The sequence below is a fragment of the Kosmotoga arenicorallina S304 genome, assembly GCF_001636545.1.
In the GTDB taxonomy this organism is placed as follows: domain Bacteria; phylum Thermotogota; class Thermotogae; order Petrotogales; family Kosmotogaceae; genus Kosmotoga_B; species Kosmotoga_B arenicorallina.
Genome location: NZ_JFHK01000015.1, coordinates 1 through 23,171, shown reverse-complemented (window position 1 = coordinate 23,171; position 23,171 = coordinate 1). Strand labels below are relative to the sequence as shown.

26 protein-coding genes and 1 pseudogene are annotated in these 23,171 nt (G+C 40.6%); 9 read left to right on the top strand and 18 right to left on the bottom strand.

The features are described from left to right. Positions 1-7: 7 nt before the first annotated feature. The 3 genes from AT15_RS06610 to murJ all read right to left on the bottom strand — a co-directional run bounded on the left by AT15_RS06610 (position 8) and on the right by murJ (position 3,488). Positions 8-1,294 carry a PhoH family protein gene (locus AT15_RS06610; RefSeq protein ID WP_068347681.1) on the bottom strand — a complete coding sequence of 429 codons (1,287 nt, stop codon included), beginning with the start codon at positions 1,292-1,294 and terminating at the stop codon, positions 8-10. Between the two features lies 1 nt (position 1,295). Then, positions 1,296-1,853, bottom strand: a complete 558-nt coding sequence (locus AT15_RS06605; RefSeq protein ID WP_068347680.1) for a 3'-5' exonuclease — start codon at positions 1,851-1,853, stop codon at positions 1,296-1,298. A gap of 138 nt (positions 1,854-1,991) precedes the next feature. After that, the gene (gene murJ / locus AT15_RS06600; RefSeq protein ID WP_068347678.1) at positions 1,992-3,488 is read right to left on the bottom strand and encodes a murein biosynthesis integral membrane protein MurJ; all 1,497 of its coding nucleotides are present in this window, start codon (positions 3,486-3,488) and stop codon (positions 1,992-1,994) included. Positions 3,489-3,690: 202 nt separating this feature from the next. Between murJ and AT15_RS06595 the strand changes: the two genes are divergently transcribed. Next, positions 3,691-4,338 (top strand): 4Fe-4S binding protein, encoded by a 648-nt coding sequence (locus AT15_RS06595; RefSeq protein ID WP_235598527.1) that lies wholly within the window; start codon positions 3,691-3,693, stop codon positions 4,336-4,338. A gap of 10 nt (positions 4,339-4,348) precedes the next feature. Here the strand turns inward: AT15_RS06595 and AT15_RS06590 are convergent, their stop codons facing one another. The 4 genes from AT15_RS06590 to AT15_RS06575 all read right to left on the bottom strand — a co-directional run bounded on the left by AT15_RS06590 (position 4,349) and on the right by AT15_RS06575 (position 7,904). Beyond that, entirely contained in the window at positions 4,349-6,439 is a 2,091-nt protein-coding gene (locus AT15_RS06590; protein ID WP_407656276.1) for a heavy metal translocating P-type ATPase, read from the bottom strand. Then, complete coding sequence (locus AT15_RS06585; protein WP_068347674.1) at positions 6,436-6,789, bottom strand: ArsR/SmtB family transcription factor; 354 nt, start codon at positions 6,787-6,789, stop codon at positions 6,436-6,438. Before AT15_RS06585 ends, AT15_RS06590 begins: the two co-directional genes overlap by 4 nt. 130 nt (positions 6,790-6,919) lie before the next feature. Beyond that, positions 6,920-7,117 (bottom strand): cold-shock protein, encoded by a 198-nt coding sequence (locus tag AT15_RS06580; protein WP_068347671.1) that lies wholly within the window; start codon positions 7,115-7,117, stop codon positions 6,920-6,922. 244 nt (positions 7,118-7,361) lie between these two features. After that, a complete protein-coding gene (locus AT15_RS06575) occupies positions 7,362-7,904 on the bottom strand; it encodes a hypothetical protein (protein ID WP_235598526.1) in 543 nt (180 codons plus the stop codon). 281 nt (positions 7,905-8,185) lie between these two features. Here AT15_RS06575 and AT15_RS06570 point away from each other — a divergent pair, with 281 nt between their 5' ends. Further along, positions 8,186-9,739: a B12-binding domain-containing radical SAM protein gene (locus AT15_RS06570; protein ID WP_068347670.1), complete on the top strand. Its 1,554-nt coding sequence runs from the start codon at positions 8,186-8,188 to the stop codon at positions 9,737-9,739. On the opposite strand, the gene AT15_RS06565 is transcribed toward AT15_RS06570, so the two are convergent. After that, positions 9,740-10,810: a metallophosphoesterase family protein gene (locus tag AT15_RS06565; protein WP_068347669.1), complete on the bottom strand. Its 1,071-nt coding sequence runs from the start codon at positions 10,808-10,810 to the stop codon at positions 9,740-9,742. Positions 10,811-10,902: 92 nt separating this feature from the next. Between AT15_RS06565 and AT15_RS06560 the strand changes: the two genes are divergently transcribed. Continuing rightward, positions 10,903-11,913, top strand: a complete 1,011-nt coding sequence (locus tag AT15_RS06560; protein WP_068347668.1) for a glycosyltransferase family 4 protein — start codon at positions 10,903-10,905, stop codon at positions 11,911-11,913. Further along, positions 11,906-12,914 (top strand): annotated as a pseudogene (locus tag AT15_RS06555) (lysylphosphatidylglycerol synthase transmembrane domain-containing protein). The gene AT15_RS06560 and the pseudogene AT15_RS06555 overlap by 8 nt, the downstream one beginning before the upstream one ends. Here AT15_RS06555 and AT15_RS06550 read toward each other — a convergent pair. Both AT15_RS06550 and AT15_RS06545 read right to left on the bottom strand, forming a co-directional pair. Next, positions 12,901-14,055, bottom strand: a complete 1,155-nt coding sequence (locus AT15_RS06550) for a glycosyltransferase family 4 protein (protein WP_068347667.1) — start codon at positions 14,053-14,055, stop codon at positions 12,901-12,903. The pseudogene AT15_RS06555 and the gene AT15_RS06550 overlap by 14 nt on opposite strands. A gap of 51 nt (positions 14,056-14,106) precedes the next feature. Continuing rightward, positions 14,107-14,523: a secondary thiamine-phosphate synthase enzyme YjbQ gene (locus tag AT15_RS06545; protein ID WP_068347666.1), complete on the bottom strand. Its 417-nt coding sequence runs from the start codon at positions 14,521-14,523 to the stop codon at positions 14,107-14,109. 84 nt (positions 14,524-14,607) lie between these two features. Between AT15_RS06545 and AT15_RS06540 the strand changes: the two genes are divergently transcribed. The 4 genes from AT15_RS06540 to AT15_RS06525 all read left to right on the top strand — a co-directional run bounded on the left by AT15_RS06540 (position 14,608) and on the right by AT15_RS06525 (position 17,184). Beyond that, the gene (locus tag AT15_RS06540) at positions 14,608-15,024 is read left to right on the top strand and encodes a PPC domain-containing DNA-binding protein (RefSeq protein ID WP_068347664.1); all 417 of its coding nucleotides are present in this window, start codon (positions 14,608-14,610) and stop codon (positions 15,022-15,024) included. A gap of 65 nt (positions 15,025-15,089) precedes the next feature. Continuing rightward, complete coding sequence (locus tag AT15_RS06535; RefSeq protein ID WP_068347661.1) at positions 15,090-16,001, top strand: PD-(D/E)XK nuclease family protein; 912 nt, start codon at positions 15,090-15,092, stop codon at positions 15,999-16,001. 30 nt (positions 16,002-16,031) lie between these two features. Beyond that, the gene (gene queD, locus AT15_RS06530) at positions 16,032-16,394 is read left to right on the top strand and encodes a 6-carboxytetrahydropterin synthase QueD (RefSeq protein WP_068347659.1); all 363 of its coding nucleotides are present in this window, start codon (positions 16,032-16,034) and stop codon (positions 16,392-16,394) included. A gap of 7 nt (positions 16,395-16,401) precedes the next feature. Beyond that, positions 16,402-17,184 carry an energy-coupling factor transporter transmembrane component T family protein gene (locus AT15_RS06525; protein ID WP_161484659.1) on the top strand — a complete coding sequence of 261 codons (783 nt, stop codon included), beginning with the start codon at positions 16,402-16,404 and terminating at the stop codon, positions 17,182-17,184. Here AT15_RS06525 and AT15_RS06520 read toward each other — a convergent pair. Genes AT15_RS06520 through AT15_RS06485 form a run of 8 tightly spaced genes read right to left on the bottom strand, consistent with a single transcriptional unit; the run spans position 17,177 to position 22,749 of the window. Next, positions 17,177-18,457 (bottom strand): HEAT repeat domain-containing protein, encoded by a 1,281-nt coding sequence (locus tag AT15_RS06520; RefSeq protein WP_068347655.1) that lies wholly within the window; start codon positions 18,455-18,457, stop codon positions 17,177-17,179. The genes AT15_RS06525 and AT15_RS06520 overlap by 8 nt on opposite strands. Position 18,458: 1 nt before the next feature. Further along, positions 18,459-18,899 carry a hypothetical protein gene (locus AT15_RS06515; RefSeq protein ID WP_068347654.1) on the bottom strand — a complete coding sequence of 147 codons (441 nt, stop codon included), beginning with the start codon at positions 18,897-18,899 and terminating at the stop codon, positions 18,459-18,461. Then, positions 18,883-20,307, bottom strand: coding sequence for a glutamate--tRNA ligase (gene gltX, locus AT15_RS06510; RefSeq protein ID WP_068347652.1), 1,425 nt, complete (start codon positions 20,305-20,307; stop codon positions 18,883-18,885). The genes AT15_RS06515 and gltX overlap by 17 nt, the downstream gene beginning before the upstream one ends. 17 nt (positions 20,308-20,324) lie before the next feature. Next, on the bottom strand, positions 20,325-20,825 hold the full coding sequence (locus AT15_RS06505; protein ID WP_068347650.1) for a TIGR00725 family protein: 501 nt from the start codon (positions 20,823-20,825) through the stop codon (positions 20,325-20,327). Between the two features lie 4 nt (positions 20,826-20,829). Next, entirely contained in the window at positions 20,830-21,546 is a 717-nt protein-coding gene (gene lptB / locus AT15_RS06500) for an LPS export ABC transporter ATP-binding protein (RefSeq protein WP_068347648.1), read from the bottom strand. Positions 21,547-21,549: 3 nt separating this feature from the next. Next, a complete protein-coding gene (locus AT15_RS06495) occupies positions 21,550-22,035 on the bottom strand; it encodes an OmpH family outer membrane protein (protein WP_068347645.1) in 486 nt (161 codons plus the stop codon). A 22-nt stretch (positions 22,036-22,057) separates the two neighbouring features. Beyond that, positions 22,058-22,504, bottom strand: a complete 447-nt coding sequence (dtd, locus tag AT15_RS06490; protein ID WP_068347643.1) for a D-aminoacyl-tRNA deacylase — start codon at positions 22,502-22,504, stop codon at positions 22,058-22,060. Further along, positions 22,501-22,749 carry an ACT domain-containing protein gene (locus tag AT15_RS06485; protein ID WP_068347641.1) on the bottom strand — a complete coding sequence of 83 codons (249 nt, stop codon included), beginning with the start codon at positions 22,747-22,749 and terminating at the stop codon, positions 22,501-22,503. The genes dtd and AT15_RS06485 overlap by 4 nt, the downstream gene beginning before the upstream one ends. A gap of 88 nt (positions 22,750-22,837) precedes the next feature. Here AT15_RS06485 and AT15_RS06480 point away from each other — a divergent pair. Then, positions 22,838-23,171: transposase (locus AT15_RS06480; protein ID WP_084251530.1), on the top strand; the 334-nt coding region annotated here is incomplete at its 3' end.

Here is a 23,171-nt window from a genome sequence, read left to right as displayed (position 1 = left end):
ACACCTCTCATAACAATTCTGCAGCCGCTGTTGCAAGTTCCGATCTTTCACCTTTGACAAGGGTAATATGCCCTGCCAGAGGATGGGAAATAAACCTGGATGCGGCATATACTAATCCGCAACTGCCTGTATCCAGATATATGCTGTCTATCTGATAGGGATCCCCTATGAGAATGACCTTTGATTCTTCTCCGATACGTGTCAATATGGTTTTCACTTCATGGGGGGTCAGGTTTTGTGCCTCATCTATGATCATAAACTGGTTCGGTATAGATCTTCCACGTATATAGCTCAGCACCTCAATCCCTAATTTGTCGCTCCGCTTAAGAAAGGTATCAGGATCCATGTGACGGTTTGTGAACAACAGGAAAAGATTATCATATATGGGTTGCATCCAGGGCTTCATTTTCTCCTCCTGAGAGCCGGGGAGATAACCTATATCCTGTCCCATGGGAATAACAGGGCGTGAAACCAGTAATCTTTCATAGAGTTTCTCATCGTTGACTTTCCTCATTCCTGCCGCAAGAGAGAGCAGGGTTTTACCGGTTCCAGCTATTCCAGGCATGGAAATCAATTTAACTCTATCATCGAGAAGCAATTCGTAAGCAAAAAGTTGTTCCCTGTTCCTCGGGTAAATCCCCCAGCATGACGTATCCATATTAACCGAGAGCTTTTTCACGCTTTTTCCCTCAGGGTCTACTCTTCCGTAAACCCCTTCGCCAAAATCAACAAAGGTATTCGGAAAAATCTCAGGTTCAATATCCCTGACGGATATGCTTCCGACTTTAGTGAAAGTTTTTCGCAAAGAAGCATCGTCAATCTCCTTTACCCCGGAAAGCAGTTCGTTGATTTCCACTTTGTCGGCAAGATAATCCTGTGTATCAATCCCCAGAACATCAGCTTTTACTCTTAAGTTAATATCTTTAGTAACGAGAATCGTCGGCTTTTTGTCGCGCCTTTTCAATTCAAGCGTGTATAGAAGTATGGCATTGTCTTTATAATGCTCAGCCGTAAACTGGGGGAGTGTCACATTGAATTCATTGAATATGAGTATTTTGACAGAACCGCCAGATTTTAACTTAACGCCTTTTGTAATATCGCCATCTTTTCTAATTTCATCAAGCTTTCTATTCATCTGCCTGGCCCTCTGGCCGAGGGAACCCTGTTTTGACTTCAATTTGTCAATTTCCTCAAGTACAGGAAAGGGAATTATCAATATGTTGTCTTCGAATTTTTCCAGGCAATCCGGATCGTGGACCAAAACATTTGTATCGAGAACGAAATTTTTAACCATGTTAACCCCTCCAACGCTTTTTATAAATCCCAAGTTTTGAAAATCCACCCAACCTCTCAACAAGAGCCAGAAAAACCTTTGCCCCCACTCTGGCATCATCAAAAGCGCGGTGTGTAGGTGAGTCTTTAATTTTCAAACGTCTGGCAAGTCCTGCGAGACTATATGGCCCCGCATTAAAAAGAGCTTTTGCAAGTTCATAAGTGTCTATATAATCATTTGAAAAAGGAAAGGTTCCCGTTTCTTTTGCTGCTATATCAAAGAACTTCATGTCTACGGCTATACTGTGCCCTACAATAACAGCGTTCCCCACATACTCTTTAAATCTGGGAAAGACTTCCAGCATGCTGGGTTCGTCACTTACATCTGCGTTTTTCAATCCGTGTATACTGCTTATGGAAGCCGGAATCGTTACCTGTGGATTTACCAGTGAGTGAAAGCGTAATTCGTAATAAATCTTCCCGTGATATATAGGAATTGCAGCAATTTCTATTATCCTATCTCCACTGAGAGGACTCGAACCGGTAGTCTCTGTGTCAACGACCACAAATAGCTTGTCCATTTCATTACCTCCTACAATATTTTATCACGCAGGATGGTTATGGGGAATTAAAAATTTGTGTGGACAAATTGAAGAGGGGCAGGCAGGGGTATTCAATGAACAACGCGAAAAATATTCAAAAGTTGCACATGAGCATAACTACCGTCTTCTAAAGATGTTTTTTATTTGCTCATATTCTCTGAGAGCAAGGACTTTAGAGAGAAGAAAATACAAAGCGATACCCGAAAGAATCTTTATTATACTTGAGAGATTTGTTGAGGGCAGTATCTGTTTTTCTGCGATAAGCGTAATAACCATAACCGAGGTGGCTGCGGTGATTTTCAGCAATTCAATCAATTGATTTCTGGTTATTTTGGCAGCCAATAGCTCCTTCAAGCCAACGCTCAAGAATCCGAATATTCCTGCAATAGTTGTTGCCCAGGCTATTCCAACCGGACCATAAGCCAGCCCGAGAACAATATCCAATGCTATATTGATTCCTGCCATAACTGCTGCAATCAGAGATGGGAATCTTGGATTTTTCCGGGAATAGTACACCCTTGAAAAAATATAATATAAAGCATAGAAAGGGAGCCCAATGGCGTAGGCTTTCAAAATGGGAGCTGTCCTGAGCGTGTCAGAATAATTGAAAGCACCCCTTTGAAACAATAGTGATATTATTTCGTTAGATAACACAATCAGACCAAAAGTTGCCGGGACAATAAAGTAAAGAAGTGTTTCAAGTGATTCCCATAGAGTCATGTTGAATTTTCTGGTATCTTTGACATGCTTTGACAATTCTGCGAGTACAACAGTAGCCACCGAGACTCCAAAAATGCCAAGGGGAAGCTGGTAAAGCCTCATGGCGTACTGTAAGCTCGATACCGCTCCTGTTCCAAGTTCTGTTGCCACTCTCGTGTCTACCAGTGAATTTATCTGAGCAATAGCTGGAGAAATCATTGTCAAGCCAAAAATTTTGAGAAATTCCTTCGCATCATTCCTGCTGAACCTGGCTTTGAATCTGAACCCTTTCCTTTTGGAGGCTGTCACCAACGCTAATACCTGAATGCCTCCCCCAACAACAAAGGCAATGGTTGGCCCCAGGATTGGCGGATTGAAATATCTGGATAATACTATGCCTGTTATTGTTGAAATATTTATAAATGCCGGAGAAAGAGCAGCAAGAAAATATGCATCAAAGCTATTCAATATCCCATAAAAAACACTCCAGGTAGAAACAAGAAGTATAAAAGGAAAAGTGATTTTCATTAGCTTTGACGTAAGCAAAATCACCTCGGGATCAAATCCGCCTGCAAAAACACCGGATACAGGTGTGGAAAAAAACACTCCTGTTATCGTAATAATAGAAGTTATAGTAACAATAAGCAGCAAAACAGTTGATGCGAACTCGAAAGCCTTTTCAATGGATTCCCTTCTCTTTTCAGCAAACATTGGAACAAAAGTCAGCGATAGAGCCCCTTCTGCAAATATCTTTCTCAGAAAGAAGGGAATCATAATTGCTACGAGATATGCGTCATATTGGCTTGAAGTACCAAAATAACCTGCGAAGAAAGCATCTCTCAACAAGCCGGTAACCCGAGAGATCATTGTAGCCAATCCAAAGGCCAGTGTTCCTTTAATGACTTTGTTTTCCATACTTTATTTAACTTCCTCCACAAGAGTTTTTATCAATTATATCGCAAATGCTCATCTTCAGCCATTGTAACTATTTTGAAAAGCCCTAGATGTGAATTAAATTGAAGCGAACTTCTTGTTCTATGATGTTGGTAACATATGTTACCGACTGAAGGCGCGTTGAAATTTTATACTTTAATATAAAATGCTCAGAGGTGATCTTGTGAAAAACAAATCATTGACTCTATTGAGATTGAGCTTGGAAATATTGGCGCTGCTGCTTTTTCTCTTTTTTCTGAAAAACAGAACATTGCAACTCTGGTTGATTGTTTTCGGTGCTTCGGTCCTTGGTTCTTTTCTTTTTGGGAGATTTTACTGTGGATTGATTTGCCCTATGGAAACCCTTTTCAGGCCTATCAACTGGATATATGCAAAATTAAAAATAAAGAGATTCAAAACACCAAAAATCTTTAAGAATAATGTAGTGAGATGGGGAATTCTGGCTCTGTTCTTATTTTTGATGGTTGCCACGAAAGCTTTCCACCTTAAAATTAACATCTTGCTGTATATAACTGTACTTTCGATTGTTATAACCTTGATATTTGATGAGGAGTTCTGGCACAAGTATCTATGCCCCTTTGGGGCAATACTCGCCCTGTCCTCGCGAAGAAGTTTTTTTGGATTGAACATAGACAAAGACAATTGTGCGCTTTGCAACATTTGTCAATCAAAGTGCCCTATAAACGTTATTTCAAAAGAAAACTCACAAATGAAAATCGATACCAAAGAATGTCTTTTGTGCTTTGAATGCGCCAAAAGCTGTCCAAAGATTTCTATCAGATATACTAAGTTACGCAAAACCAATGAGTGAACCGTATCACTCATCTATCCTTAGATGCCTTTAATATTCTCGTGGCATTCAGTACAGCCAGAAGGGCCACTCCTACATCTGCAAATACCGCTTCCCACATGGTCGCCTGTCCAACAGATCCCAATGCTATGAATAGACCTTTTGTGCCAAGGGCAAAGAGTATGTTCTGCAATACAATATTGTGAGTGATAGTGGCTATTTTCATAGCCTGCGAGAGCTTTGAAGGCTTGTCATCCATAATAACAACATCAGCTGTTTCAATAGCAGCGTCAGAGCCAAGCCCACCCATAGCTACTCCAATATCTGCCCTTGCGAGGACAGGTGAGTCGTTTATCCCATCTCCTACAAAGACGATTTTTCCTTTGCTTTCATTCTTCAAACGTTCTAAAATGGAAACTTTGTCCACCGGCAAAAGTTCGGAATAATATTCATCGATACCGAGTTCAGAAGCAACCTTTTCAGCAACGATCTGACTATCGCCAGTCAGCATCGCAATTTTCCTGACACCATACTTTCTCAATTCCCCTATGGCTCCTTTTGCATCTGCCTTTATTCGGTCGGAAATTATTATACTGCCAGCATATTTGCCATCTATGGCAACATATACGAGCGTACCACCATTTTCTTCATCTATCGGGTCAATATCATATGATTCAAGCAGTTTTTTGTTGCCCACATATACTTTCTTTCCTGAAACCTCAGCGATTACACCCTGCCCTGGTATTTCCTTATAATTTCTCACCTGATTGGGGTTTTCAATAAAACTTTTGTCGTAGTCACATATTGATCGGGCAACTGGATGATTTGAATATGCTTCTGCCATAGCCGCGAATTCCATGATTTCCTTCTCAGAATAGCCATTGAAGGCTTTAACTCTGGCTACTTCGAAAACGCCTTCTGTAAGAGTCCCTGTTTTGTCAAAAACAACTGTATCCACGTTTCTCAGTGCATCGAGATAATTCCCCCCTTTGATAAGCACTCCATTTTTCGAAGCTCTTCCCAGGCCACCGAAATACCCCAATGGAATGGATATAACAAGGGCACATGGACATGAAATTACCAATAATACTAGCGCACGTTGTACCCAAAGAGTCATGCTTGTACCCGGCATAAGTAAAGGCGGTAAGAAGGCAATAGCCATGGCACCGAATACAACAAAGGGTGTATAGTACTTTGAAAATTTTGTAATGAACTTCTCTGTCGGAGCCTTTTTGGAAGCTGCATTTTCAACCAGTTCCAGGATCTTTGAAATATAAGAGTTTTCAAAAGATTTTTGTACTTCAACTTTCAGCAATCCTGAAGTATTTATCATTCCAGAAAGAATCGTATCCCCCTTTTTCACTTTTCTCGGGACGCTTTCACCAGTCAAGGCCGAGGTGTCAAGAAATGATTCCCCTTCCAAAATAGCTCCGTCAAGTGGTACTCTTTCGCCGGGGTTGATCAGTATTATTTGTCCGGGTTTGACATTTTCAGGGGGAACTTTCTTAACCTTCCCATTTGACAGGAGATTAGTATAATTGACCTTCAAAGCGAGCAGTGACTTTATAGAGCGCCTGGATTTTCCAACGGCAATATCTTCAAAGAGTTCACCGATCGAATAGAAGATCATAACTGCCACCGCTTCAGGAAATTCTCCAATGGCAATTGCTCCTAATGTTGCAACTGACATGAGAAAATTCTCTCCAAAGAGATTCCCGCGCAGTATGTTCTTAATTGCCGAGACCAGTACTGGCCATCCACTTATAAGATATGACGTGAGAAAGAGGGCAATATTCGCTTGAAGGGGCATGAAAGGAATAATATATCTATCTATCAACGCTACTGCAAATACGATACCTGAAGTTACAAGCGCGATTATTTGCTTTTTTAAATCACTTTCTTCTTCAGCATTATCAGTTTCATTTTCAAAAACAGCTTCTGGCTCTATTCGTTTTGCTATTTTCTGTAGTTCGGGCATCTTTTCCTCATCAACAACTAAAGTTTGAGTTGCAAAGTTCAGCGTTACATCTATCCCACGCTCTTTTGCGGTTTCTTCGATTTGAGCGGCGCAACTGGCGCAATCAAGATTTTTAATTCTGTACTTTTGCTTCACCACTATCATCCTTCCAGGAATTCTTCAAAATGCTCTTTGGCCACATTTATCAGATCCAGTACATGCTTATCGGACAAAGAATAGAAAACGGTTTTCCCCTCTCTTCTATACTTCACTATTCTGAAGGCCTTCAAAAGCCGCAAATGATGTGAAACAGATGGGAGCGTTATTCCAAGTATCTCTGAAAGATCACAGGTGCAGAGTTCTCTTAGAGAAAGCAGATAAATTATTTTTGTCCTGGTTTCATCAGCCAAAACCTTGAATAACTCAGAAAGGCCTGAAACTTCATCAGCCTTATTTTTGAATTCCTTAGTATCAATATGCACTTCGTGCACCTGGCAATGATCCTTTTTATCCATCAATACACCTCCTAAAATAATAACAATTAGACAATTGTCTAATTGTTATTATATAACTCAAAATTCAGCTATGTCAAGGACAAAAAAAGACCTGCCTTCCGGCAGGTCTTTTTCAGGTTTATTTGATGTGTTAGATTGCTTTTACGTTTACAGCCTGTGCACCCTTTTGACCATTTTCGATATCAAATTCCACTCTCTGGCCTTCCTCAAGTGTTCTGAAACCGTCCATGGCTATACCTGAAAAATGAACAAAAACATCTTCACCCTCGTCTCTTGTTATGAATCCGTAGCCTTTCTGTGCATTGAACCATTTTACTGTACCTTTCATGTTTCCTCCTGAAAATCTCTTGCACCAGTTGCAAGTATCGAATTATCCTTTCGGACAGTAAAATTATAACTTATCAGTATGCCGGGTTCATGTCATTTATATGTACATGATATGCCAATCTCGCTTTTCCTTTACTTGACTCCAGGAATATCGCCTAAGAAAGTTTTTCCCAAGATACAAGGCAAAAAAAGCTCCGCTATGTTGCGGAGCTTTTTCCTCTTCAGAACTTTACAGAGTAAACTTATCACTTTTCGGGACATACATGATCTATCCAGAGTTCCTGCCCTCCAATGGAAAAGGAATGGATATTTCCTTCCAGAGTTAGAAGCCCTTTTTCAACGGTAGTCATAGTAACAGTGATCAACACTCCACCAACAGTTGAACCATCAAGATCTAGGAAATCATCTGTGTTTTTGAGGATTCCATTGATTGTTAGATTTACGTTCCCACCATATTCTCCAAAATACAAAGTGAGTTTTGAGTAAGCTGCTTTGAACTCGAATTTGACAGAAATGTTGTTTAAATTAAGATCCTTTCCTGTATGGCCTGCCATTAGATTGTTGTGGATTGTGGCTTCTCCTCCCAGGTAAGGTGTAGAAGATCCTGTCCAGTAAAATCCCTCAAAAACCAATTTCGTGAATTTTAGCATGGTCGTATCCCCTACATGATAAGTAGTACCAACTGCAGGGCCTTCAAAATCCACACAGCTTAAAAAAAGCCAAATACAGCTGCTTGAAAGCAAAACAACTACCAAAAGCATTGGTATTAACCATTTTGCCTTTTTCATGCTTTCACCCCCTATATGCCGATTATATTGCACATTAAAGCTGAATTTAATTTCTGCCAACACTCTCCTCTTTCATCTAATTGAAGTATGTTTATCCATACAGAAAAAATAAATCGAAATATTATTACTTTCAATATCAGCGTAGTAATCCCTTAAAGTTCAAAATGTTTTTAAGAAGTCCGGTTTGAGCACTGTAAATAAAATAATTAGGTGGTATCAAAAGCTTCAAAATAGACATGGCTGAGTGATACACTAAAATATGGAAATAGGAGGAGATACATATGAAAAATATCCTGCTTGTATATCCAGAATACCCTGATACTTTCTGGGGGTTTAAGCATGCTCTGAAGTTTGTTTCCAAAAGAGCCTCATTACCCCCTCTGGGATTGTTGACAATCGCAGCATATTTCCCCCAGAGCTGGGGGGTTAAGCTGGTCGATATGAACTGTGAAAGGCTAAAAGATGGAGATATCAGGGGCAATGATTATGTATTTATAAGTGCAATGAGTGTGCAGGATGAATCTTCTAAAAAAGTTATAAAGCGCTGCAATGAATTAAACGTTCCGGTTATAGCTGGTGGCCCTCTTTTCACAATGGAACCTGATCATTTTCCTAATGCGAACCATATTGTCATTGGGGAAGCTGAGGAGATCATGCCTGAACTCATAAATGATTTGAAAAGAAATACACTAAAAAGATATTACATAGCCAGAAGATTTCCTGACATAAGAAAGGCACCTGTTCCCAGATGGGATCTTCTGAATTTCAAATGGTATCACTCCATGTGTATTCAGTATTCAAGAGGCTGTCCCTATGATTGTGAATTCTGCGAAATTGCCGCGCTTAATGGCCGTATACCAAGGTCTAAGACAGAAAATCAAATTATAAAGGAGCTGCGGTCTCTTTACGATTTTGGTTGGAAAGGCGCTGTGTTTTTCGTTGATGATAATTTCATAGGAAAACGGACTGAGCTAAAAAGAACTGTTTTGCCCGCCATAATAAACTGGCAAAAGGCACATGATTATCCTTTCAGACTATACACAGAAGTTTCGATAGACCTCTCAGACGATGATGAATTGATATCATCAATGGTCCAGGCGGGATTTAACAAAGTTTTTATTGGTTTGGAGACTCCAGATATGAAAAGCCTGAAGGAAGCAAACAAGCGGCAAAACATCACCCATGATCTGGAAAAATCTATCAAGAAATTACATTCTTCTGGACTTGAGATACAGGGAGGTTTCATTGTCGGCTTTGACAACGATACCCCAACTATATTCAAACGCCAATTCAACTTCATTCAGAAAAACTCCATAGTTACAGCCATGGTGGGTATTCTGAATGCTCCCCGGGGAAGCAAGCTCTATGAAAGGATGAAAGCCGAAGGCAGACTGATTGGTGAATCTATAGGGAACAACGTGGACGTTTCTGTGAATTTTATCCCAAAAATGAATTTGAATATTCTCATTTCCGGATATAAAGCCCTTGTTAACCGGCTTTACTCCCCACGGAATTACTATGCACGACTTAGAAAATTCTTATCAACATACAGACTACCGGATATTTCCAAACCAAAGAGGATTACCTTCACGGAGATTAAAGCATTTTTAAGGTCCATTTTTGTGATTGGCCTGTTTGGCAAAGAAAGGTTTGAATACTGGAAACTACTGATTTGGAGTTTTTTTAAAAAGCGAAAATACATACCTCTTATCGTGGCACTCATGATATCAGGGTTTCATTTCAGAAAAATAGCAGAGAAAATTTCAAAAAAAAGGATTTCACTCCCGGGTGAAAAGCCCTTCCTATCCGAAAAATTCGGTACCAAAAGCAGTTGATCACCTGGAACTGGATCCTGTGAACAACTTCAATATAAATTTGATCGTTTTCCTCTTCATCAACCAATTTCCAACATCTATTAATTGCTTTTTGAAATCTCTGCTGAGCAAAAAGATGAAAATAATCAGCCCTATACTCAAAACTATCCACCAGTAATTTATCACCACGAAGGAATACAGATAAAGCCATAAAAAAGCACCCAGCCTATCGACTATGTTGAAATCAGGGGAATCCACTTTGACTACCTCATATTTGACACCCTTTTCATTCACCTGAACGACTATGTAATGATAAAAGTAGTGTTCTTTGCTCAGGCCAACCAGCTCCGCTCCAGCTCCTCCGGTTATTGTGTATGGAACATCATCCCATTTACCCTTGAAATAACCGTGTATATGGCCTGCAAATATCATGGTTACATCGTATTTTTTAAGAAGCTCAAGAATTTCCGCTGCGTTGTTCACGTCTTTCAAAGAATGCCCCGGTTGTTTTTCATCAGGTAGCCTTGGATCAAAAAGAGGAACGTGAAGGAACACAAAGGTGTATTTATACCTTTTGGAAATTTCCAGCTGATTTTTCAACCAGTTCATTTGCCAGAGGTCAATTCCCTCTTCATTGGAATCATCAAGGACTATGAAGTAAGCTTCCCCAACATCAAAGGAGTAGTACAGAGGTCCAAAAAAATCGACATAATTGTTCATACCACCATCAGCTACATCATGATTTCCAACGACTGGAAGAAAAGGTTTATTCAATTTCGAAATTTGCTTTAAGAAGTAATTAAACTTTGTCAGGCTTCCGTCAAAGACAAGATCACCGGTATTCATAACAAATTTTATATCCGGCTTTTTGTTTATCTCATTAATAATTTTGCCGTAGGTCGATACGGAGTTTTTGTTGTCTCCGAGTACTACAAAGGAAAACTCTGCCGTGGAGGCATCAATGCTTTCAACGCTTTTATAAATAACATCCTTAACAGATTCGTCTTTCAGTACAGGTAAAGTAATCTTCAAAGCAGAGATCAATATCAGCACAACAGCAGTTATCCATAGGAATATCGCTTTTCTTTTCATTTGAAGATCATCCCCTACTCATTTTAAAATTCGCTTTTGCACTATATAATATCAGTATATACTCTTCATTTTCTTGGCTGGAAGGTGAACTTGTGAAAGTATTGCTTTTTTCAGAAGGTAAAAAGCTATTCAGCAGATCGGGAGTCGGGGTAGCTTTGAAACATCAGATGCAGGCTCTCAAAGCGGCTGATGTTGCGTTTACACTTGATCCCCGGGATAGTTATGAACTTGTCCATATAAACACCCTTGGCTTAAAATCCTGGAAAGTTCTTAAAAATGCGAAAGAGAGAGGGATTCCCGTTATTTATCATACTCATACAACTTATGAGGACTTTCGCAACAGCTTTTTATTCAGCAACCAAATTGCACCCCTTCTTAAAAGGCAGCTTATTAAAAGATATTCAACTGCTGATTATCTGATTTTCCCTTCAAAATACACCGAAAGCCTCATTCGAAGTTATGGGATCAATACCCCGGGAACTGTTGTTTCAAATGGTGTTGACACTACTTTATTCAGAAAAAATGAAACTTTAGCAAAAGAATTCAAGAATTCTTTCAAAATAAAAAGTCCTTTGATTGTAAACGTGGGACTGCCTCTTAAAAGAAAGGGACTCATAGATTTTGTGGAAGTAGCCAGAAGATTTCCAGAATACAGTTTCATATGGATAGGTGCAAAATTCTCTGCCATTCAACCTTTCTCTGTTAAAAAAGTCATACGAAAATCACCGAAGAACCTTTTATTCCCTGGCTACTTATCTTTTGAAATGCTACTGGGTGCACTTTCTGCAGCCGATGTTTTTTTCTTTCCCAGTTATGAGGAAAATGAGGGTATTGCAGTACTTGAGGCCTGTTCTATGAAATGTCCGGTTGTTATTAGAGATATCCCTGTTTATCAGGATTGGATGGTTTCAGGCGAGAACTGTCTCAAGGCTTCAGATATTGATGGTTTTTGTGAAGCGATAAATATGCTTCTGAGTGATAGAGAGCATGCAATAAAGCTTGGTGAAAATGCCGCCAAAGTCGCTCAAGACAGAGACCTTAGAATCGTGGGCAAAAAGCTAAAAGAAGTCTATTCACATGTAATGGGGGGAGCAAATGAATAAAAATACCAGGAATTTTTTAATCGCTGCATTGATCTCAATAATTACTCTCCTGATTGTGTTGGGATTTTCTGATTTTACGAAAACTATAGATCATATTACGAGAGCCAACCCGACATGGTTATTGGCTGCGCTACTTATGACTATTCTTACCTGGATCTTTGAAGCATTAACCATATTTGTCTTTTCATTGGAATCGGGTCTTAGAGTCCGCTTCCCATACCTTTTCAAAATAACGCTAATTGGGCGCTTTTTTGCTGCCATCACACCCTTTTACACCGGCGGTCAGCCTGCTCAGGTTGCCTACATGGCCAAAGACAAGCACAGCGCAGGAGAGGCAACCTCAATGCTGGTTTCAAGGTTTGTCGTTTATCAGATAGTAATTACCACTTTTGGGGTTATCGGAGTGTTTTCCGCATATTCCTTCGTATCAAAAGAAATTTCCAATCTTGCTTTATTGGCGATTTTTGGTTTTTTGATAAATTCCGGGGTCCTGGTGTTTCTCATTTTTTTCTCTTTAAGCAAGAGATTTGCATTGGGTACTGCAAAGCTATTTTTCGGTATCCTTGCAAAACTTAAATTTGTAAAAGACTCAAAAGCTATTTTATCAAGGCTCCTTCTGGAAGTCGATAAATTCAATCACAGTATGAAAAAATCTCTTGAAAATATGGGGGTTTTTTGCCGGAATGCTCTTTGCCTTTTTGCAAATGCTGATTTTTATTTCCATCCCTTATTTTGTCGCTTTGGCAGTCGGGATCAGATTGGATTACTTAAGACTCGTCTCTATACAGCTTGTGTTGTTCTTGATTTCTTCTATGGTTCCTACTCCCGGTGCCAGTGGTGCCTCTGAAGGGTTTTTCCTGCTTTTCTTCGCTCCCATGCTGGGCGAAAAGACAGCCGCTGTGATGATTCTCTGGCGGTTTTTTACGTATTATCTGAATATCATAGCTGGCGGCCTTTTTAGCGTTTTTGGAACTTTTGTAAAAGATTCTAACGATCGCTAATCACTTTGTCATAAAGGTTCAGGGTTTTTCTTACGTGATTTTCGATACTGAATTTCTTTGCGGTTTCCCTGGCTGTTTGTCCCATTTTTTTACGTAGTTCTTCTGATGAAAGCAAAAGATCCATCGCCTTATAAAGCTCATCTTTTCGTTCAACCATATAACCATTCACATTGTTTTCGATGATGTTGTCAAAGGCTTCATCATGAAAGGCAACAACCGGCAATCCATTTATCATGGCTTCCACGAGAACGACGCCAAAGGTTTCTGTATGAGAAGCCATAACAAAAAGGTCACTGGCTTGATAAGCCAGGGAAACTTCCTCAGGCCATTTTAGATAACCTGTAAGAATTACTTTCTTCTTTATCCCGAGTTTTTTCGCTTGTGAAATAAGGTTTTTCCTCTCCGGACCGTCACCGACAATCAGCAAACGGGTATCAGGATGCTTTGAGTTTATCCTTGCCAGATTATCTATAAGATATTCAACGCCTTTTTCTTTCCCGAGCCTGCCAACAAAGATCATTAACGACGCATCATCAGGGATGTCCCACCTCTTTCTGAATGCAATCTTTTCCTCTTCGGAGAACGGCTTTTCGAAGTTTTCCAATTTTATACCATTTGGAATCACCACAATCTCCGAAGATACCCCGTAATTTGTAAGTAAGTTCTTTACTTTATTTGAGGGAACGATTATAGCGTTGTGTTTATTGCAAAATCTTCTTGTTTGATCCACCACAAGCTCTTTCAAAAAATTGTTGAAAAAGGGTATGTAATGAACATAATCTTCCATCAGGGTATGATAAGTATTAACCGAAGGAATTCCATGCCTTCCGGCAATTATGTTTCCTATATAACCCATTACTATCATCGTGTGGGTATGTATTAAATCCACTTTTAAATCCTGAATTATCTCTTCGGCTTCTTTGAAGACCATTGGCGAAGCCACACGGTGCTGCTTTTCCCATGGGAACTGGAACGACCTGAATCGGAATACGTTCTTTTCAGGTCTGGCTTTGGGGTGAGACACTGTGAAAATGAAAACATCATGCCCCTCTTTTTCAAGATAATCTTTCAACAGCTTGATCATAGTAACAACGCCATTTACCTGAGGCAAGTAAGTATCGGAAAACATAGCTATTCGCATATTAAACCCCCACAACATTTGAATACTGCTAACTAAAAACAGAATATAAATTCATTCACCGATTATCTTCACAAGAACGCGCTTTTTCCTTTTTCCATCAAATTCTCCATAAAATATCTGTTCCCATGGGCCAAAATCCAACTTCCCGTTGGTAATTGCTACCACTACCTCTCGGCCCATTATCGTTCTCTTCAAATGTGCATCAGCGTTGTCTTCAAACCCGTTATGTTCATACTGAGAATAGGGTTTTTCTGGAGCTAACTTCTCAAGCCAGCGTTCAAAATCGTTATGCAGTCCTGACTCGTCATCATTAATGAATACGCTTGCAGTGATGTGCATGGCGTTGACAAGACAGAGCCCTTCTTTTATCCCGCTCTCCCGGACACATTCTTCAACCATCGGGGTTATATTGATAAACTCTCTCCTTTTATTTGTATGAAACCAGAGCTCTTTCCTGTAACTTTTCATGAAAATTCCCTCCTCTTACTGATGAATCTCTATTACATTTTATCATCAGAAATGGTGTTAAACTTATAAGAAGGGGGTGACAAAATGATTTATCGTGAGGAAAGCAATATTTTATTCATTAGATTTGATAACCACGAGAATTTTTTTGAAAGTCTGAAAAATGTGCTCCATGATACTGGAATTAGCTCTGGAATTATAATCAGTGGCATAGGTATGTTGAGAGATTTTGAGCTTGGCTGGTTTAACATCCAGGGTATGAGATATGAGAAACATTTCTTCTCGATGCCTCACGAGTTGCTTTCGCTTCAGGGCAATATCGCTTTGAAAGATAGTGAGGTTTTTGTTCATTTACACGCTTCATTAGCCGGTCCCTCTCATGAATGCCTGGGCGGGCATTTATTCGGGGCCACTGTGTGCAATACCGTTGAATTATTTATTCAGAAAGCCAATGCTCTTTCTCTGAAGAGAATTGCAGGGGAGCAATTCAGCCCTCTGACTTAATATCCCGATATCTAAAATTCTGAAAGGAGGAGCCGAAGCCTTTCTGTGGCTTTTGCTAAAACGATATGGATTATCCGGAAAAAAGCTGGTCTCTATCAAAGCAAAAATTATTTGAAGAGTGTAAGCGAAAATATTATTACAAAACCTTTCTTTCGTGGAAAGGCTGGCAATCAGGTGCCAGCGAATTGGAAAGAAAGGCATATCTTTTGAGCAAATTGCAAAACATATACACTATTTCCGGTCAGGCCCTTCACGAAGAAATAAAAACCGCCATTCTGGAAAAAAGTTTCTCACCAAAGGATTCTTTTGAAAGAATTCGCTCGAGGTTGAGAGAAGCCTGGATAGATTCCTCCAAACACCTTCAGGATTGGCAAAAGTGGCCAAAGGAATACATTGTTCTTTCTGAGTTGTATTATGGCAATGAAGATTGGTTAAGGAAAAACAGCAAGGATATTTTGAAGAGAATAAAAACTTCCCTGCTGAACTTTCAGAAATCTTTTTCTTTCAGGAGAGTTCTACGAAATGAAGTGAAAGCCATTGAAGTGGATGAGAATTTTCCCAGTTTTTTCTTTGAAGGTATCAGGGTTTACTCGGTAATCGATTTCTTGCATCAGGATACAGAGGGAAATATCACCATAGTTGATTGGAAAACCGGTCAAAAGAAACCAGAAAGAGATGCTTTTCAGCTGGGACTGTATGTTATATATGTACTTGAAAAATACCCGGCAGTAAAGCTATCTATGATAAAATGCGTTGACGAATATTTGCTCAGCGGCGAAAGAGCCAAATACAGATTTACGCCGGAGCAAATCGGAGCACTGAGAGAATACATTTCGCGTAGTATACGGGAGCTGGATAAATACCTTGAAGACCCAGCTGCCAATAAACCAAAGGACATCTCTGCTTTTCCCAGAAGTCGCTCCAAAAATTGCAATTACTGCGAGTTCAAAGAGATATGCTTTGCTGAAGAAAGCTGAGTGAAATCCTGGAAGTAAGGAGTTGATCGAATGTACTATGTTACGAAGGAGTTCAGTTTCGATGCGGCACATAATTTGATAAGATACCATGGGAAATGCGAAAAGCTTCATGGCCATACCTATAAACTGCGAGTTACGGTTGCAGGTAAACCTGACAGCGAAGGTATGGTCATTGATTTTATAGAGCTCAAAGAAGTGGTCAGAAATGAAATATTAAGGCATCTGGATCATTCTTATATAAACGAAATAATTGAACAACCCACGGCTGAAAACATTGCAAAGTGGATTTTCGACAGGTTGAAGCACCTCATAAATGATGAACACAGAAAGCTACACGAAATCACTTTGTGGGAAACCCCAACAAGTTTCGTCAGGTATCTTGAGGAAGAATAATACAGTGATGAGACAGTTGCCACTCGGAAGATTTATTAATGTAGCTTCGCCTATTCATGACCTTGATGCGAGAACAAAATTCATAGGGTTTATAGGGATGGCGGTGATTTCCTTTTTCTGCTCCACGGCCCTGGATTTTTCTTTGTTTTTTCTCTACTTCCTCATATTAGCACGTTTAAGCAATATCCAGTTGAAGCAGTATTTGAGGGTCATCCGGAGTATCTGGCTTCTGTTGCTAATGATCTTTGTCTTTCAACTTTTCTTTACACCTGGCAGAATTTTACTATCTATAGGAAAGCTAAGTATTACCCTTGAAGGAGTTATGGGGGCTTTCAGCTACAGTGCGAGGATAATTGGAGCGATTTTGTACAGCGCACTGCTGTCTTATACAACCCAACCTTTATCCATCGCAAAGGCAATAGAAAGCCTTATGTTTAAATTTAGGTTTCCAAAAAAATTATCCGCTGATACGGGGCTGGTTTTTTCCATAGCTTTGCGATTTATTCCGATATTGTCTCAGGAGATGGAGAATATTGTGCTCTCTCAAAAGGCTAGGGGAGCAGATTTTGAAAGTAAAAATCTGTTCAAAAGGCTGAAATCATCACTATCGGTTATCATTCCCCTTGTTGTGCTTGCGCTGCGCAAGTCAGAGGAACTGGCTGTAGCAATGGATATGCGATACTACGGCCGTTATGAAAGAGTAAGATGTTCAAAGGAAAAATTCGGTCTCGGCGAAAAGCTCTTTGCGCTTATGAGCTTTCTCATAATATTGAGTATCATTATCAACTGATACCGAAGAGTTCTAGCAATTGCTGCGGAGCAATGCGCGCCAGAGCCCTGGCAGCCGCCAGTCTAAGCTTACCGGATGCTTCCGGGGTTTGTATAATTCTTGCAAGTTGAGGTATTGCTGACTCATATTTCAAATAACCAGCAACAGAGACCGCAAGAATGCGGAGGGAATTTTCCTCTTTTATGCTTCCTAAAATGTTGACTACACCGCTTTCCACACTCGTCAATTTCAATTTTTTCGTGGCTCTCAGTGCAGCCTTTTTCAATCTTGTTGATGTAGAAGCCAATGATCTATCAACAACTTCTTCCAGGGAATAATCTAGCATGTTTCCCAGTGCCTCTATTATTACAGAACGCACCCTGTCAGACGGGTCGTTGAGATTTTCCCTTAACAGGTCTACTGTTGAAGGTTCCATGAGCCTTTTGAGTATCTGGGCTCCAATTATTCTTTTCTCTTCATCAGGATCCCGGACGAAGCTTTCAGCATAGGGAAGCAATTCGCTTCCATAACCAAAGGCCTTCCCATAGGTTTTTACTGCTGCAATTGACACTGTTTTGTCATCGGATTTCACAAAATTCATCAGGGTGTCTTTAGCTATTTCTTCCGGGAAGGTTCCCAGATATTCGATGGCAATTGCTTTGAGCGTAGGAGTGTTAAAGGTCTTTACCTTTTCAACGAGAAGATTCATTGCCCGGGTATCCTTTACCTTCACTGCCGAAGCAAGGGCAATTTTTTGGAGTCTTTTTGGAAGCAGGAGCAATTCTGTTTCTTCAAGGGGGACCTGTCCCATGAAAACCTTTAATATCTCCCTTATATCATTGCCCGGGTCATTTTCAAAGGCTTTCAATTCTTCCAGCTCTGCTCCCTGGTCGATAAGACCTTCGACAAGTGCCTTCCTCACTTTTGATGATGGATCTTTGGATATTTTTTCAGTTAATTCTTCTGTCAATAAACCTAACTCGGTGAGGTATTTGACCGCTGTAGATCTTACAGTCTCATTGGGGTCATCTAGCATCGATACCAGTAACTCATCATCAATCCCGCGTTTTCCAAGCAACTCTACCGCGGCTTTTCTCACGCTGTATGAAGGATCCTCAAGGAAGCTTTCAAGCTGCTGGCGGTCAACTGAAATATTTGAGGCAGAGAGCTCCTTTATTGCTTTTGAACGTATAAAGGCCGATGGCGATTGCAGCATTTCCTTTACGTTGTATTCTTCTCTTCCCTCAATTTCACTCTGGATGCTGTCCAACACTTTCTTTATGTCTTTCGTCACTTCAATCACTCCTCAAATTGTATGTAATAGAGAAATCATCAAGCTTGATTGTGAGCAACCCATCGTTGTTTTCAAAGCTGCCACCCTTACGTAATTCGACTACTTTGTTTGTACCGGATCTTCCTTTATTTTCTTTAGCCACGCGTTTCAAAATTTTCCCATCAAAATAGTATTTAATGTTCTTTATATGCTTTCCGCTTTCAATCTGAAAGTCCAGAAGATTGCTTTCGCATTTTTTCAACTTCTTCAACAGCTTGATATCGTTATCTATCAACCCAAAAGCCCTGCTGATGGCATTTGTGTAACGAATGGTGTTGTAAAACCTGCTTTCCATTCGCATGTAATTCACCACTACACCCAGCAGGGAAATTGCTATGACGCCTGAGGCAAGAAACATCAGGAGTGTTTCAACTAAAATCGCACCTTCATTCTTCCTCTTCATCCCTTAAACTCTCTGCAAGCTGTAATGTTATTTCGAGTCTTTCAAGTGTCCTGTCTTTTCCGAGAACCGCGATGGTCTCAAAGAGCCCCGGGGTTACCAGTCTTCCAGTCACAGCACCACGAAGGGTCTGGAAAGTGTTCTTTTTTGAAGTGATTTTCAGTTCTGCGAGTTCTCTTACCAACTTTTCGACACCTTCAACGCTCCAGTCCGGGTTATCCTCAAACTTTCTCATCGCTTCTGAAAGGAGCTCCAGCGACCATTCCTTTGCAAGATATTTGCTCACATACATGGCATCATATTCCGGCTCTTCGGTGAAAAAGGGCATCGAAAAATCGTATAACTGGGCAAGAGTGTTTATCTTTTCCCTGCAGATTTTAAGCACTTCCTTAGTATACCCGGTGTTTTCGACGAAGGATTCCATTATGTCCGTTTTTCCCGTATAACGAAGCCACAATTCAAATTGTGATACAAGCTCATTTATATCTAGCATGCGCAGATGCTTGCCATTTATCCATTCAAGCTTTTCGTAATCAAAAATCACAGCTTTGTTTGAAATTGAAGCAGGAGAGAAATCTTTCAGTTTCTCAGTGTAGTCGAAGATCTCCTGATCCACGCTCCAGCCAAGAAGGGCAAGATAATTCATCAGGGCTTTGCTGAGATAACCTTCACGCCTGAAATGATCTACGCTGGTATGTCCGTGCCTTTTTGAGAGCGGGCTTCTGTCATGCCCCAGGATCAGCGGTATATGCATGAATTTAGGAGGCTCCCAACCCAACGCTTCATATATCATTATCTGCTTTGGCGTATTTGAAAGGTGATCTTCGCCACGCAGAACATGATTTATTTCCATCATATGGTCATCTACAACCACGGCAAAGTTATATGTTGGAAATCCGTTGGACTTGACTATCACGAAGTCGTCAAAGGCATCACTGGAAAATTTCATTTCGCCCTTTAACAGGTCTTTGAAAATGATATCCGAATTATCCGGGACTTTGAATTTGATAGTGTAAGTGTATCCCTTTTTCTGCTGAGGGCGTTCGGCAGAGGTGGATACTACGGTCTTGGGATCATCGGCTTTATATATTGCATAATAAGCATGACCACTTTTGATAAGGCGCTCAGCTATGTCGTTGTAGATTCCCTGTTCTGTTCGCTCGCTCTGACGGTATGGGCCATGAGGACCGCCAATATCAGGGCCTTCATCCCAGTTCAAACCACACCAGCGTAAGGAATTGATTATCTGTTCTTCCGATTCGCGTGTGGAACGTTCCGTGTCTGTATCTTCTATACGCAGCACCATTTTTCCACCCTGGCTTTTTGCAAATAACCAGTTAAAGAGGGCGGTTCTCACTCCACCCACATGCATGTGTCCAGTTGGACTTGGCGCAAATCTGCATTTAATCATTCTTTTCCCTCCATTTATCACAAAAATTCATCTAATTGCTCAAGGGCTGATATTTTGAATACCTCTACAATGCGCCTGTTATCGAGAAACTTGCCATCTATCAGGCAGGGAATTATTCTGTCTGTCCAGCCTCCTGTGCCCTGAAGCAGAACAACGGTCTTTCCGTAAGCATAAGCTGAGATGATTTCATAGAGCGTACCAACCTCGCCACCTATAGCAATTACCAAATCGGCTGACCTTACAAGAACAAGAGATCTCATCAGGTAATCCATACCCGTATTTATATTCAAATTGTTGTATTCATTTCCAGCTTCGTCAAAGGGAAGTATGCCGATTACCTCTCCCCCGGCTTGCCTTGCTCCTCTGGAAACCAGTTCCATAACCCCATCGCGCCCGCCGGTGAGGAGAATATGCCCTCTTTGTGCGATAAGTCTTCCAAGGGACACGCAGGTATTTGATACCCTCTTTATAGATGAATTCTCCAAATTACCTGAATATCCGATCACTGCAATTTTCATTGTATCAATCAGCCCCGAGATAATTTTCTATTACCTTTGGATCTCTGAGTACTTCCCCGGGTAGTCCTGAAGCGATTACTTCGCCTTTGTTCAGAACATAAAGAACATCTACAACCTTTCTCAAGCTGTTCACATCGTGGTCAGTTACGATAACGCCTATTGAGCGTTCTTTGAGCTTTAAGATCATTTTCTGGATATCCTTAACCGTAATGGGGTCAATTCCAACAAAGGGTTCGTCAAGAAGAATGAAATGAGGCAAAAGTGTGAGTGTCCTGGCGAATTCCAACCTTCTCTTCTCACCACCGGAAATGAGATCGGCCTGTTGATCTTTCAGGTGTGCGATACCGAAATCATCCATCAACCTTTCGGAAATCTCTTTTAGCTCTGCTCCGCTTTTACCATTTAATCTGAGTATAACCTCAAGGTTCTCCTTGACAGCAAGGCCTCTGAAAATAGAGCTTTCCTGTGGTAGATAGGCGATACCCCGCTTTGCTCTTTCATGTATCGGGAGGTGGGTTATTCTTTCATCGTTCAAAAAGATCTCACCTTTGTCAGGTATCACAATACCAAGAATTGATTTAAAGGCGGTGGTTTTCCCCGCTCCATTGGGACCGAGGATACCAACCACCTGCCCGGACTGTGCCTTTATAGAAACGTCTCTTAATACCTGCCTCTTGCCAAAGTTCTTATAAAGCCCTATACATTCGAGAACTGCACTCACACATTAGAATCCTTTCAGGTATTCAATAACCATATCGGTTATATCATATGTCCCATTGCCATAAACAACAGAATCTTTTGAAAGAATCAGGTCATAATCATAGAATGAGGCATAGTCTTCTATTCTCTTTTTGATCTGATCTAATATTACCTGAGTTTTCGAATTGTATGTCTGCTGGAGCGTCTGTTCGTACTGTGCCTTTTTCGTGAGTATTTCTTGCTGCTTTGTAGCGAGTGCTGTGCTACTTGCCCCGGATTTTACCATATCCTGATATTCCTTTGTCAGGTTATCCAGCTGCTTCTGGTAAAAGGCAAAATCTTCCTGATAGCTCTTGTTTAAGTCCTGCCATTCTTCAGTTGATTCCAGCACTTTTTGAATGTCAAGATAGACAATCTTGGCCGGGTTAGCCGGTCCTGAGGCGTTATCAGAAATAACAAGAGCTCCAACCAAAACCAGCACAATTGTAAGGATAAGACCAAGCTTTTTCACAAAATGCACCTCCTATGGGAAATTAAAACAACTTATTTGAATCAAGAAGAATTGTCACCGGTCCATCGTTAACAAGCTGGACTTCCATATGCTCCTGAAAAACACCAGCTTCTACCCCGACTTCTCTTGAAGCCAGATCTATGAACTTTTCAAAATACGTTTTTGCCAGTTCCGGTGAAGCAGCTTCGGTAAAAGAAGGCCTTCTTCCTTTGCGAGCATCACCCAGAAGGGTAAATTGCGAAACAACCAACAGCTGCCCCTGTACATCTTTCAAGGAAAGATTCATTTTTCCCTGTTCATCTTCAAAGATCCGAAGATTCAACACCTTGTCAAGCATCCACTGGAGGTCTTTATCAGTGTCTCCATCCTGAACGCCAAGCAACAGCAATATCCCGTGTCCAATTTTTCCTGCAATTTTTCCATCAACCTTTACCGAAGCTTCACTAACTCTCTGGACTACTGCCCTCATACAGCACCTCCAACTCTCTCCACTCTTTTGACCCCTTTTATGGCTCGCAGGCTTTCCATTATTGATGTTAGATGCCCAAGGTCCTTTACAAGTATATTAGCATCCATGAAATCATAACCCCATTTTCCGGATTCAACGGAGTATTTAATCACTTTAGCGCCTTTCACTTTGAACTTCTCTATCGCCTTGCTTATTACTGAACGGTCGGAAGCGTCGAAATCAACTATAATTCTTACTCTGTACATATTAGGGTGTCGCGAAAAAAGTGGGCCTCCCAAATTCCAATGGTGGTACCATTGAAATATCCCAACATAAGAAAGGAGGCCCAAATAAATGGTACCACAAGAACTTACAAAAAGCGATATTGTAAAGATTATTGAGTACTTAGACAAGCTTTTGCCTTCTAACTTCGTTAACAAACAAGGCAGAGGTAGAAGAAAGGCTTATTCCGACAAGAGCATCTTGAAAGTTTCCATTTTATTGAAGCTATGCGATGTCTCATATCGCAGGGCAAAGGACTTTTTAGAAAAGAATCCCAAATACATGGAACTCCTGGACTTGAAAAACATACCTCCATTCCAGACTATATCCAGGAGAGTAAGAGAATTGCCTCTTCACAGGATAAACAAAGATATTGTAAACCTCTTTTTGGATATAGAAGGACTTG

What these genes read in the sequence shown, in the direction of transcription:
- AT15_RS06565 (WP_068347669.1), bottom strand. Translation starts at nt 10,810, where the DNA reads ATGAAAAGAAAAGCGATATTCCTATGGATAACTGCTGTTGTGCTGATA.
- AT15_RS06505 (WP_068347650.1), bottom strand. Translation starts at nt 20,825, where the DNA reads ATGAAAATTGCAGTGATCGGATATTCAGGTAATTTGGAGAATTCATCT.
- AT15_RS06585 (WP_068347674.1), bottom strand. Translation starts at nt 6,789, where the DNA reads ATGGATAAAAAGGATCATTGCCAGGTGCACGAAGTGCATATTGATACT.
- AT15_RS06605 (WP_068347680.1), bottom strand. Translation starts at nt 1,853, where the DNA reads ATGGACAAGCTATTTGTGGTCGTTGACACAGAGACTACCGGTTCGAGT.
- AT15_RS06610 (WP_068347681.1), bottom strand. Translation starts at nt 1,294, where the DNA reads ATGGTTAAAAATTTCGTTCTCGATACAAATGTTTTGGTCCACGATCCG.
- AT15_RS06570 (WP_068347670.1), top strand. Translation starts at nt 8,186, where the DNA reads ATGAAAAATATCCTGCTTGTATATCCAGAATACCCTGATACTTTCTGG.
- AT15_RS06515 (WP_068347654.1), bottom strand. Translation starts at nt 18,899, where the DNA reads ATGAAGAGGAAGAATGAAGGTGCGATTTTAGTTGAAACACTCCTGATG.
- queD (WP_068347659.1), top strand. Translation starts at nt 16,032, where the DNA reads ATGTACTATGTTACGAAGGAGTTCAGTTTCGATGCGGCACATAATTTG.
- AT15_RS06550 (WP_068347667.1), bottom strand. Translation starts at nt 14,055, where the DNA reads ATGCGAATAGCTATGTTTTCCGATACTTACTTGCCTCAGGTAAATGGC.
- AT15_RS06545 (WP_068347666.1), bottom strand. Translation starts at nt 14,523, where the DNA reads ATGAAAAGTTACAGGAAAGAGCTCTGGTTTCATACAAATAAAAGGAGA.
- murJ (WP_068347678.1), bottom strand. Translation starts at nt 3,488, where the DNA reads ATGGAAAACAAAGTCATTAAAGGAACACTGGCCTTTGGATTGGCTACA.
- AT15_RS06575 (WP_235598526.1), bottom strand. Translation starts at nt 7,904, where the DNA reads ATGAAAAAGGCAAAATGGTTAATACCAATGCTTTTGGTAGTTGTTTTG.
- AT15_RS06590 (WP_407656276.1), bottom strand. Translation starts at nt 6,439, where the DNA reads ATGATAGTGGTGAAGCAAAAGTACAGAATTAAAAATCTTGATTGCGCC.
- AT15_RS06580 (WP_068347671.1), bottom strand. Translation starts at nt 7,117, where the DNA reads ATGAAAGGTACAGTAAAATGGTTCAATGCACAGAAAGGCTACGGATTC.
- AT15_RS06525 (WP_161484659.1), top strand. Translation starts at nt 16,402, where the DNA reads ATGAGACAGTTGCCACTCGGAAGATTTATTAATGTAGCTTCGCCTATT.
- AT15_RS06540 (WP_068347664.1), top strand. Translation starts at nt 14,608, where the DNA reads ATGATTTATCGTGAGGAAAGCAATATTTTATTCATTAGATTTGATAAC.
- dtd (WP_068347643.1), bottom strand. Translation starts at nt 22,504, where the DNA reads ATGAGGGCAGTAGTCCAGAGAGTTAGTGAAGCTTCGGTAAAGGTTGAT.
- AT15_RS06485 (WP_068347641.1), bottom strand. Translation starts at nt 22,749, where the DNA reads ATGTACAGAGTAAGAATTATAGTTGATTTCGACGCTTCCGACCGTTCA.
- AT15_RS06535 (WP_068347661.1), top strand. Translation starts at nt 15,090, where the DNA reads ATGGATTATCCGGAAAAAAGCTGGTCTCTATCAAAGCAAAAATTATTT.
- gltX (WP_068347652.1), bottom strand. Translation starts at nt 20,307, where the DNA reads ATGATTAAATGCAGATTTGCGCCAAGTCCAACTGGACACATGCATGTG.